The organism is Pseudomonas sp. TSO6 (genome assembly GCF_056098905.1).
In genome coordinates this window covers 1-10,404 of record NZ_JBLZWV010000058.1, presented here as the reverse complement: position 1 = coordinate 10,404, position 10,404 = coordinate 1, and the positions used below count along the sequence as shown (strand labels likewise).

The window sequence follows — 10,404 nt, the reverse complement described above, 5'->3', positions numbered from 1 at the left end:
TTGAACCGAGATCGAACTTCATGGAAAGACGCACAATACTTGTCACAGGCGCCAATGGGTTCGTCGGCAGCGCACTGTGCAGCCGATTGGCTACCATGGCCAACTTTGCCACCCGGGCGGCTTTGCGCGGTACTGGCCATGCGCCTGTAGCCGGTGTGCAGGCCGTTACGGTTGCGGACCTGGATGCGACCACCCCTTGGGGGCCAGCGCTGGCCGGTGTCGATTTGGTGGTGCATGCCGCAGCCCGCGTGCACGTCATGAAGGAAGACGCCGCTGATAGCTTGGCCGAGTTCCGCCGGGTAAACGTCGATGGCACCCTTAATCTGGCGCGGCAGGCCGCTGCAGCAGGTGTGCGTCGGTTTATCTTCATCAGCTCTATCAAGGTCAACGGCGAAGCAAGCCAGCCCGGCGTGCCGCTACGCGCCGATGATGTGCCTGCACCTAAGGACGCTTACGGCTTGTCCAAGTACGAAGCAGAGCAAGGGTTGCGCCAATTGGCTGCGAACACGGCCATGGAGGTTGTGATAATACGCCCCGTACTGGTCTATGGCCCTGGGGTCAAAGCTAACTTCCAGAGCATGATGCGCTGGGTGCAGCTCGGGGTGCCCTTGCCATTCGGCGCAGTGGATAACCGCCGTAGCCTGGTGTCGCTGGCCAATCTTGTCGACCTTGTGGTGACCTGCCTCGACCATCCGGCGGCTGCCAACCAGACGTTTCTGGCCAGTGATGGCGACGACGTTTCGCTGGCCCGGCTTTTGGGTGCGCTGGGCCGCGCGCTGGGTCGGCCGGCGCGGCTGCTACCGGTGCCATCGGGTGTGCTGCGTGGCGCTGCGCTGCTGCTTGGTCGGCGCGATCTCGCCCAGCGTCTGCTCGGCTCGCTGCAAGTGGACATTGAAAAAAACCGGCGGTTGCTCGGCTGGCGACCTCCTCATACCTTGGAACAAGGGCTCAACATGACCGCTCAATCTTTCCTCCGGGCCCATCGCCGATGATTGGGTTGATAATGGTTGCAGGCGTTTTGGCGTGGCTGATGACAGCGATGTTGCGGCGCTATGCATTGTCCCGCAGTTTGTTGGACATCCCCAATGAACGTAGCTCGCATACCCTGGCGACACCTCGTGGTGGCGGCTTGTCGTTCGTGATCACCTTTCTCGTAGCGCTGTCAGTTCTGGGTGGGTGGGGTTACGTTACGCCATCGGTGCTCGTCAGTCTGCTGGGTGCGGGGGGGCTGGTAGCGCTGGTCGGCTTCATGGACGACCATGGCCACATCGCCGCGCGCTGGCGCTTGCTGGGGCATTTCATTGCGGCTGGCTGGGGGCTTTTCTGGATCGGCGGCTTGCCACCGATTACGATTTTTGGCGTGCCGTTGTCTGCAGCCTGGCTCAGTATCATCATCGGGCTGCTGTACTTGGTGTGGTTGCTCAATCTGTACAATTTCATGGACGGCATCGATGGTATCGCCAGCATCGAGGCTATTTGCGTATGCCTTGGGGGCAGCCTGCTGTACTGGCTGACCGGTCATGCCCAAGAGGCCGTGTTGCCAATGTTGCTGGCGGCCACGGTGGCCGGCTTCCTGGTTTGGAACTTTCCTCCTGCACGCATCTTCATGGGCGATGCCGGCAGTGGTTTCCTGGGTATTGTCCTGGGCCTGCTGGCATTAATGGCAGGCTGGATAAACCCGCTATTATTCTGGGGGTGGTTAATACTTTTGGGGGTGTTCGTGGTGGACGCCACGTTCACCCTCGCACGCCGCCTGCTGCGGGGCGACAAGGTTTACCAGGCGCACCGCAGCCATGCCTACCAGTATGCCTCGCGTCGCTACGCCGGCCACCGCCCGGTCAGCCTGGCAGTGGCGGCCCTCAACCTTGGCTGGCTGTTGCCTGTGGCCAGCGCGGTGGTGCTGTTGAAACTCGATGGTGCGCTGGGAACGATGGTGGCGTACGCGCCTCTTGTAGTGTTGGCGCTGATCTACCAGGCAGGGAAAAAGGAATAGGATGGTCGAACAAGGAAGGCGTCGTATCGCGCTGCTGAACCTTCGGTTCTGCTCAGAAGCGCTCTGGTCAGTCAATCGAAGCCCCGATGCGCAGAGGATAGCTGGATGAGCGACGCTAAAAATCAAAAAGTGCGTGAGTACCTTGTCAACTTGTCCCGGCGGGAAAAACGCCTGGTACAAGTGTGCACCGACATTGTGCTCATCTGGTTTGCGTTGTGGCTGTCTTTTATCGTGCGCCTGGGCATCGATGAAATGTACAACCCTATTGTCGAGCATGGCTGGCTGTTCCTCGCCGCCCCGGTGGTTGCCATTCCGTTGTTTATCCGCTTTGGCATGTACCGGGCGGTCATGCGCTATTTCGGCAATGATGCGCTGGTGACCATCATCAAGGCTGTGACACTGTCGTCACTGATTCTGGCGGTGGTGGTGTACTGGTACAGCAACCATCAAGTTGTCGTGCCGCGGTCGATCATTTTCAACTACTGGTGGTTGAGCATGGTCATCATCGGGGGCCTGCGCCTGATCATGCGCCAGTACTTCCTGGGGGACTGGTTTACCGGGTCTCATCAGATGCCGTTCGCCAACCGCGACGACGGCCTGATCAAGGTCGCCATTTATGGTGCAGGTACCGCGGGCAACCAGCTGTTGGCAGCCCTGCGTATGGGCCGGGTCATGCGCCCCGTGGCCTTCATCGACGATGACAGTGATCTTGCCAGCCGTGTGATTTCAGGCTTGCAGGTGTACAAACCCAAGCACCTCGACCAGCTGATCAAAGAAACCGGCGCCCAGGAAATTCTCTTGGCGCTACCATCAGCTTCGCGAGCCCGGCGCAGGGACATCCTCGCCTTGCTCGAACCCTACCCCCTGCACGTCCGCAGCGTGCCCGCCTTCGCCGACCTGGCCAGTGGTCGGGTGAAGGTGGATGACATTCAGGATGTGGACATCGCCGACCTGTTGGGGCGGGACCCGGTACCCGCCCAGGAAGGGCTGCTCGAGCGCTGCATCTACAAGCAAACCGTGCTGGTTACCGGGGCTGGAGGTTCCATAGGCTCTGAACTGTGCCGCCAGATCATCGGCCTGGGGCCAACCACCTTACTGTTGTACGATCACAGTGAATTCAACCTCTACAGCATCTTGAGCGAGCTGGAACAGCGCATGGCGCGGGAGTCGCTGTCGGTGCGGCTGTTGCCGATTCTGGGTTCTGTACGCAATCAGCAGCACCTGGTTGATGTGATGGCCACCTGGCGCGTCGACACGGTCTACCACGCTGCAGCTTACAAGCATGTGCCCATGGTCGAGCACAACATCGCCGAAGGTATCCTCAACAATGTGTACGGCACGCTGTGCACCGCCCAGGCAGCGTTGCAGACCGGCGTGGCCAACTTCGTGCTCATTTCCACCGACAAGGCCGTGCGGCCAACCAATGTCATGGGCAGCACCAAGCGCTTGTCCGAGCTTATCTTGCAGGCGCTGAGCCGCGAGGCGGCACCGGTGATGTATGGCGACGACAGCAAGATTGCCCGGGTGAACAAGACCCGCTTCACCATGGTGCGCTTCGGCAACGTTCTGGGCTCGTCCGGATCGGTGATTCCGCTGTTTCATGAGCAGATCAAGGCCGGTGGGCCGTTGACGGTCACTCACCCGAAAATCACCCGTTACTTCATGACCATCCCCGAAGCCGCCCAACTGGTGGTGCAGGCCGGTGCCATGGGGCAGGGCGGCGATGTCTTCGTGCTGGATATGGGTGAGCCGGTACGTATTGTCGAGTTGGCCGAGAAAATGATCCACCTCTCGGGGCTGAGTGTGCGCAGCCAGGGCAACCCGCAGGGCGACATTGCCATCGACTTCACCGGGCTGCGCCCCGGCGAGAAGCTTTACGAAGAGTTGCTTATCGGCGATGACGTATCACCTACAGCCCACCCGATGATCATGGTCGCTAACGAAGACTTCCTGGCGTGGGAGTTGCTGCGTGAGCGGCTGACCCAGTTGCTGGCTGCGGTTGCCGAGGATGACTTCACCCGAGTGCGTCAGTTGTTGCGAGAACTGGTCAGCGGTTACTCGCCCCAGGGTGAAATCGTGGATTGGGTGTATCTGCAGCGGCGCCAGGGCCCGTTGGAGCGATAACGCAGCCTGGCTTGCCGGCGATGGGCCGCATAACGGCCCTGATCCATTAGCCGAAGGGCTCCAGAGCAAGCCAGCTGCCATACCTCAAACTGGCTCCAGGCTTTACCATCGGCTTTCCAGCACGCCGTTGCTGAAGATGTCACGCCGCGCCACGCGCCCCACCTCCTGGTGCTTGGCCAATGCATAAATGCGGTCAAAACCCGCGCGACCCACGTTCGGGAAGTACCTGGCCAGCGCCTGCTCCACCACGCTGTCATAGTCCGCTTCGGTGATGTACCGATAAATCTCCCGGAAGTAGATAAACCCAAACTGGAAGCCCAAGGTTTCATCCGGGTAGTCCGTGTGGCCGAAGAAGCAGTTTTCCAGGTCGATGGCGCGAGCTTTGCCCTGCTCGGGCAGCATGACATTGGCAACCCACAGGTCCATATGCGTAACGCCTCGGCGTTGCAAGGCATGCAACAGCTCGAAGGTTGCCTCCAGTACGGCGCTCACTGTTTCGGGTGCCGCGCGGGTTCTGCTTAATCCGTCGACGTGATCGTGCAGCAACTCGGTAATGAGGAAAAAATCCTGCATCAGCCCAAGCTTGGAGCTTGTGTATCCATAACCGATCAGCCCCGGAACGCGGGCGCCTCGCTTGGCCGCTTCACGCGTATTGATCAGCTCTTCGATGGGCCAGTCGTACATCCCGTTGCGCTTCGGGTTACCGCGCTTCATACGCCACTTTTTTTTCAGTGAGTCGAGCTTTTCGCGTTTGGCGAAAAGCTTGCTGGCGCTACACGGCAGCGGCGCACTCACGCGTTTTGCGGTTGGCGTAAGCGCTACCAGCTGCTCGATGGCTTGTTGGGTATGGTGGGGAAGGGCGGTTTGAAAATGCAGGGTGGCATCGCGATAACGCACAACATGGGGATATTCGTTTTGCCAAATCTGGGGATCACCAACCACGCCATGTCCTTATGAAATCAAAGTGCCACTATTTAATGGATCCAATGATACAGTTCTCTGTGCTTTTTCGTACACTTTTTTACAATTTGGACGACGGGCGAAAGATAGCTGCAACGAAGGCTCTCCCGTGGCTGGTGCAGGCTATCAGTGGCACATACAATGCGAGGTTGCTTTACATGGGCACGCAGGAATCAAGCAGCCTTTCAGATTGGGCGCGACGGTTGCTGCTACCTAGGCTCCGCAGTGGGGCTATTCAAGGAATGAAGTACCTGAAGGAAACGAGTGGCAATGTCGTATTATCGTAACCCCCATGATGTAACGCGCTTACCAGCTTGGCAGGCGCTGAAAGAGCATCGTGAAGCCATGCAAGGCTTCAGCATGCGCGAAGCGTTCGCCGCCGATGCCCAGCGCTTCGACCAGTTCTCCCTGAGCTGCTGCGGCCTGTTCCTCGACTACTCGAAAAACCTGATTACCGAACAAAGCCGCAATCTGCTGGTGAACCTGGCCAACGAAGTGGGCCTGCAGCACGCCATCAAGTCGATGTTCGCCGGCGAAGTCATCAACGCCTCCGAAGGCCGCCCGGTGCTGCACACCGCGCTGCGCCGGCCGGTGGGCGACAAGCTCAGCGTCAATGGCGTAGACGTCATGCCGCAGGTGCACTTGGTGCTGAACCAGATCACAGAACTGGTCGGGCGTATCCATGGTGGCCAGTGGCGCGGTTACAGCGAAAAGCCGATCACCGACGTGGTCAACATCGGCATCGGTGGCTCGTTCCTTGGCCCCGAGCTGGTTTCCGAAGCGCTGCTGCCCTATGCCCAGCGCGGCGTACGCTGCCACTACCTGGCCAACATCGACGGCAGCGAGTTCCACGAGCTGTCGGCCAACCTGCGCGCCGAAACCACCCTGTTCATCGTCTCGTCGAAGTCGTTCAACACACTCGAGACCCTGAAAAACGCCATGGCCGCGCGCACCTGGTACCTGGCCCAGGGCGGCTCGGAAGCCGAGCTGTACCGCCACTTCATCGCGGTTTCCAGCAACAAGGCCGCCGCCGTGGCCTTTGGTATTCGCGAAGAGAACATCTTCCCGATGTGGGACTGGGTGGGTGGGCGCTATTCGCTGTGGTCGGCCATCGGCCTGCCAATCGCCCTGGCCATCGGCACAGCCAATTTCAAGGAACTGCTGTCGGGCGCCTACGCCATGGACCAGCACTTCCAGACCGCGCCGTTCGACAAGAACATGCCGGTGCTGCTGGCCCTGCTGGGCGTGTGGTATGGCAACTTCTGGGGCGCGAGCAGCCACGCGATCCTGCCGTACGACCACTATCTGCGCAACATCACCAAGCACCTGCAGCAGCTGGACATGGAGTCCAACGGCAAGAGCGTGCTACAGGACGGCACCCCGGTGAAGACAGGCACTGGCCCAGTGATCTGGGGTGGCGTCGGCTGTAACGGTCAGCACGCCTACCACCAGCTGTTGCACCAAGGTACCCAGCTGATTCCGGCCGACTTCATCGTACCGGTGGTAAGCTTCAACCCGGTGGCCGACCACCACCAGTGGCTGTACGCCAACTGCCTGTCGCAAAGCCAGGCGCTGATGTTGGGTAAAACCCGTGAGGATGCCGAAGCCGAATTACGTGATAAAGGCCTGAGCGAAGCGGACATCGAGAAACTGGCCCCGCACAAGGTGATCCCGGGCAACCGCCCGAGCAACACCTTGGTGGTGGAGCGCATCAGCCCGCGCCGCCTTGGCGCGCTGGTAGCGATGTACGAACACAAGGTGTTCGTACAGAGTGTGGTTTGGGGCATCAACGCCTTCGACCAGTGGGGCGTGGAGCTGGGCAAGGAGCTGGGCAAGGGCGTTTACCAGCGCTTGGTCGGCACCTTGGAAGACAGCGCCGAAGACGGCTCTACGCAAGGCCTGATCGATTACTTCCGTGGTAGGCATCGCGGCTGATCTGTCAGGCAGCTCGCTCGGCATGGGGCTACGCAGTAGTCCCCATTGCTGCCTGAAAGGGCTAACTGCGGCCCACCGCGGTTGGTTTTCTATGAGCCTGTCAAGCCTTACAAAAACTGGCCAGCGCCTGAACTATGCGGTCGCAAGCCTTGCCATCGCCATAGGGGTTCTGCGCCACGCTCATTTGACGGTAGGCCCGCTCATCTGTCAGCAACTTGACCAGCTCCCCGACAATAGCGTCAACCTGCGTGCCGACCAGTTTCACGGTGCCAGCCGCGACCGCCTCTGGCCGCTCTGTGGTATCGCGCATTACCAACACGGGTTTGCCCAGCGCTGGTGCTTCCTCCTGAATACCGCCTGAGTCGGTGACTATCACGTACGCACGGGTCATCAGGTACACGAACGGCAGGTAGTCCAGGGGCTCGATCAGGTGGATATTGCCCACGTCCGCGAGCAACCGTTTTACCGGCTCACGTACGTTAGGGTTAAGGTGCACCGGGTACACCATGTCCACCTCAGGGAACTGCCGCGCGGTCTGCACCAAGGCTTGGCAGATACGATCAAAGCCATCACCAAAGTTCTCTCGCCGGTGGCCGGTTATCAATACCGTGCGCCGATCAGCCGCAAGGTATTGAAACCTGTGCTCGAATTCGGCCCTCAGTGTTGGCTCCTCAAGCTTGCGTACTACTTCCAGCAGGGCATCGATCACTGTATTGCCGGTAATGAAAATGCTGGCCGGGTCGACGCCTTCGCGCAGCAAATTTTTGTGCGCGGTGGCGGTAGGGGCGAAGTGGAGTGCGGCCAGCGCACCGGTCAGGCGCCGGTTGCCTTCTTCAGGCCACGGTGAATACAGGTTATGGGTGCGCAGGCCGGCCTCGACGTGGGCGATCGGGGTTTGCTGATAGTACGCCGCCAGGCTTGTGGCAAAGGTGGTGGCGGTGTCGCCGTGCACCAGCACTACGTCGGGTTTTAACTCCGCCAGTATGGGTTTGATGCCCTGCAAGATTGCGGTGGTTACGCCCGTCAGGTCCTGACCGGGTTTCATGATGTTCAAGTCGTAGTCGGGGTTGATGCCGAACAGCTCAAGCACTTGGTCAAGCATTTGCCGATGCTGGCCGGTTACGCACACGCGGGACTCGAAGCGGGGATCCTGGGCAAGCTGAAGGGCCAAGGGGGCCATTTTGATGGCCTCTGGGCGTGTGCCGAATACGGTAAGGGTCTTTAGAGGCACGGCGGTGGTCCTCTTGCTCGGGTCCTTTAAGCAAACCGGTTGTCCTTTGTTGAACAAATCTAGCAGGAGGTCGGCAGGGTGCCAGCTTTACACAGGAGATTTGCGGGCCGGCGACGGGGCGGTTGCACGGCGCGACGTGGACTGCGGGTGCTGTAGGAAAATGGCCAGATACTGATCGGCACCGCGTCTTTGACCAAGAGGATCTTGCTACCAGCTTTGGCGCGATTGCCTGTTTAACGTGGACGAAGCCAGCCTTGGAGGCCAAAGCTGCTTTTTGTGGGTAGGCGACGTTGTGCCGGTTCCAGACGATTTTTGTAACCATTGGCCACTGATGGTGGCTATTTTGCTGCGGGGTTTAGCACTAGGGTTTGTTGCGCAGCTGAAGGAAATCGGCTGCTGGAAAATGACTATCCCAAGGAGTGTTGTCCATGCGCAATAACGTTCTGTCGTACCTGCTGCTGCCGCTGTTCGCCAGTTTGTCTTTTTCCCTCAGCGCTGCCCCGGCCAGCGCCACGGCGGTGGCCGAGCCGGTGCCGATAGTGGCTCAAGCCCAGGCCCAGCAGGCGCCGCGGCTAGACCTGAACAACGCCGATGCGCTGACGTTGCAGAAGGAGTTGAACGGGATAGGGAAGGCCAAGGCCGAGGCGATCGTGGCCTACCGTGAGGCCAATGGGCCGTTTGCTTCGGTGGATGAATTGCTGGAGATCAAGGGGATCGGGAACGCCTTGCTGGAGCGGAACCGGGACAAGCTGATGGTGGAGTAGCAGGGGAGGGCTAGGGCTTTTCGCCCTGGCCCTCAACTGAACGTCGGGTGCGTCAGCGGTCTTGCGCATCCTTGGCATCTGCTTCGGCATTGCGCTCATGCACTTTGCGCAACTGCTCGTCGGTCAGTGGCAATTTTTTTGCCGTATCGCGCAGCATCATCAGCCCACCGACGATGGAGCCGAGGGCTATGATGAGGATCAGCCAGGCATACCAGGGCATTGTCGTTCTCCTTAAACAGGTGGTGGGCAGTGCTTGTACGAAATTTGAGCAGCAACCCGTTCCGTTGGTTCAATTATAGAAGCCAGGTGCCGCCGGGCCAATTCCGTGAGCCGTGGGCCCCAAAGCCTGCGTCACTTCGTTTACAATGCGCGCCGTTTTCGACTTGCCAAGAGACCCTGCCCATGTCCGCCTGCCAGACGCCCCTGATCGTCGCCCTGGATTTCCCTACCCGTGAGGCCGCCCTGAAGCTGGCTGACCAGCTAGACCCCGCGCTGTGCCGGGTGAAGGTTGGCAAGGAGCTGTTCACCAGCAGCGCTTCGGGCATTGTCGAAACCCTTTGTGCCAAGGGCTTCGAAGTGTTCCTGGACCTCAAGTTCCACGACATCCCCAACACCACGGCCATGGCGGTAAAGGCTGCCGCCGAGATGGGTGTGTGGATGGTGAACGTGCACTGCTCCGGTGGCCTGCGCATGATGGCCGCCTGCCGTGAAGTGCTGGACAAGCGCAGCGGCCCGCAGCCATTGCTGATTGGCGTGACCGTGCTGACCAGCATGGAGCGTGAAGACCTGGCCGGCATTGGCCTGGACGTCGACCCGCAAGAGCAGGTGCTGCGCCTGGCGGCACTGGCACAGAAAGCGGGCATGGACGGTTTGGTGTGCTCGGCGCTGGAGGCCCCGGCGCTGAAGGCGGCGCACCCGTCGCTGCAGCTGGTAACCCCGGGCATTCGCCCTGCGGGCAGCGCGCAGGATGACCAGCGCCGTATCCTTACCCCGCGCCAGGCGCTGGATGCGGGTTCGGATTACCTGGTGATCGGCCGGCCGATCAGCCAGGCCGCAGACCCGGCGCAGGCGCTGGCTGCTGTGGTTGCGGAAATTCGTGGGTAAATAGCCCGCGTTAATGAAAAAGGCCAGCACGCGTGTGCTGGCCTTTTTTTTGGGCTGGATGAGGTTTGATGGCTGAAAGGGTCCGGCAGGGCATTTTCTTTGCCTTTGAGATCGAGCGCCGCCCGCGCGGCGCATCGCGAGCTGCGCTCGCTCCTACGTTTGTTTCGGGCCAATGATTCCTGTGCGATTTTCGCGCGAATGCCTTGGCGCCTGGCTCAATGTCGCGTCGTACAGACAAGGCGGTCGCGCGCGCCTGTCACAGGCGTTACTGGCCCGAAACAAACGTAGGAGCG

General features: G+C 60.2%; 9 protein-coding genes. 6 read left to right on the top strand and 3 right to left on the bottom strand.

The window, feature by feature from the left end; genetic code table 11:
• Positions 1–20: 20 nt before the first annotated feature.
• The 3 genes from ACN6NG_RS22455 (at position 21) to ACN6NG_RS22445 (ending at position 4,117) form a co-directional block, all read left to right on the top strand.
• Positions 21–992, top strand: a complete 972-nt coding sequence (locus tag ACN6NG_RS22455) for a UDP-glucose 4-epimerase family protein (protein WP_474316273.1) — start codon at positions 21–23, stop codon at positions 990–992.
• The gene (locus ACN6NG_RS22450; protein WP_474316271.1) at positions 989–1,993 is read left to right on the top strand and encodes an MraY family glycosyltransferase; all 1,005 of its coding nucleotides are present in this window, start codon (positions 989–991) and stop codon (positions 1,991–1,993) included. The genes ACN6NG_RS22455 and ACN6NG_RS22450 overlap by 4 nt, the downstream gene beginning before the upstream one ends.
• A gap of 105 nt (positions 1,994–2,098) precedes the next feature.
• A complete protein-coding gene (locus ACN6NG_RS22445) occupies positions 2,099–4,117 on the top strand; it encodes a polysaccharide biosynthesis protein (protein WP_353456485.1) in 2,019 nt (672 codons plus the stop codon).
• 102 nt (positions 4,118–4,219) lie between these two features.
• On the opposite strand, the gene ACN6NG_RS22440 is transcribed toward ACN6NG_RS22445, so the two are convergent.
• On the bottom strand, positions 4,220–5,059 hold the full coding sequence (locus ACN6NG_RS22440) for a lipopolysaccharide kinase InaA family protein (RefSeq protein WP_059395261.1): 840 nt from the start codon (positions 5,057–5,059) through the stop codon (positions 4,220–4,222).
• Between the two features lie 288 nt (positions 5,060–5,347).
• Here ACN6NG_RS22440 and pgi point away from each other — a divergent pair, with 288 nt between their 5' ends.
• The gene (gene pgi / locus ACN6NG_RS22435) at positions 5,348–7,012 is read left to right on the top strand and encodes a glucose-6-phosphate isomerase (protein WP_474316267.1); all 1,665 of its coding nucleotides are present in this window, start codon (positions 5,348–5,350) and stop codon (positions 7,010–7,012) included.
• A 100-nt stretch (positions 7,013–7,112) separates the two neighbouring features.
• On the opposite strand, the gene wecB is transcribed toward pgi, so the two are convergent.
• Positions 7,113–8,243 (bottom strand): non-hydrolyzing UDP-N-acetylglucosamine 2-epimerase, encoded by a 1,131-nt coding sequence (gene wecB, locus ACN6NG_RS22430; protein ID WP_197899447.1) that lies wholly within the window; start codon positions 8,241–8,243, stop codon positions 7,113–7,115.
• 428 nt (positions 8,244–8,671) lie between these two features.
• On the opposite strand from wecB, the gene ACN6NG_RS22425 reads away from it, so the two are divergent.
• Positions 8,672–9,007, top strand: coding sequence for a ComEA family DNA-binding protein (locus ACN6NG_RS22425; protein WP_059395258.1), 336 nt, complete (start codon positions 8,672–8,674; stop codon positions 9,005–9,007).
• 52 nt (positions 9,008–9,059) lie between these two features.
• Here the strand turns inward: ACN6NG_RS22425 and ACN6NG_RS22420 are convergent, their stop codons facing one another.
• Positions 9,060–9,227: a DUF2897 family protein gene (locus tag ACN6NG_RS22420; RefSeq protein ID WP_016500979.1), complete on the bottom strand. Its 168-nt coding sequence runs from the start codon at positions 9,225–9,227 to the stop codon at positions 9,060–9,062.
• 182 nt (positions 9,228–9,409) lie between these two features.
• Here ACN6NG_RS22420 and pyrF point away from each other — a divergent pair, with 182 nt between their 5' ends.
• Entirely contained in the window at positions 9,410–10,111 is a 702-nt protein-coding gene (gene pyrF / locus ACN6NG_RS22415; protein WP_059395257.1) for an orotidine-5'-phosphate decarboxylase, read from the top strand.
• The last annotated feature ends 293 nt before the right edge of the window (positions 10,112–10,404 follow it).

Coding starts and splice junctions, on each gene's coding strand:
- ACN6NG_RS22425 (WP_059395258.1), top strand. CDS start 8,672: ATGCGCAATAACGTTCTGTCGTACCTGCTGCTGCCGCTGTTCGCCAGT.
- ACN6NG_RS22420 (WP_016500979.1), bottom strand. CDS start 9,227: ATGCCCTGGTATGCCTGGCTGATCCTCATCATAGCCCTCGGCTCCATC.
- ACN6NG_RS22445 (WP_353456485.1), top strand. CDS start 2,099: ATGAGCGACGCTAAAAATCAAAAAGTGCGTGAGTACCTTGTCAACTTG.
- pyrF (WP_059395257.1), top strand. CDS start 9,410: ATGTCCGCCTGCCAGACGCCCCTGATCGTCGCCCTGGATTTCCCTACC.
- ACN6NG_RS22455 (WP_474316273.1), top strand. CDS start 21: ATGGAAAGACGCACAATACTTGTCACAGGCGCCAATGGGTTCGTCGGC.
- pgi (WP_474316267.1), top strand. CDS start 5,348: ATGTCGTATTATCGTAACCCCCATGATGTAACGCGCTTACCAGCTTGG.
- ACN6NG_RS22450 (WP_474316271.1), top strand. CDS start 989: ATGATTGGGTTGATAATGGTTGCAGGCGTTTTGGCGTGGCTGATGACA.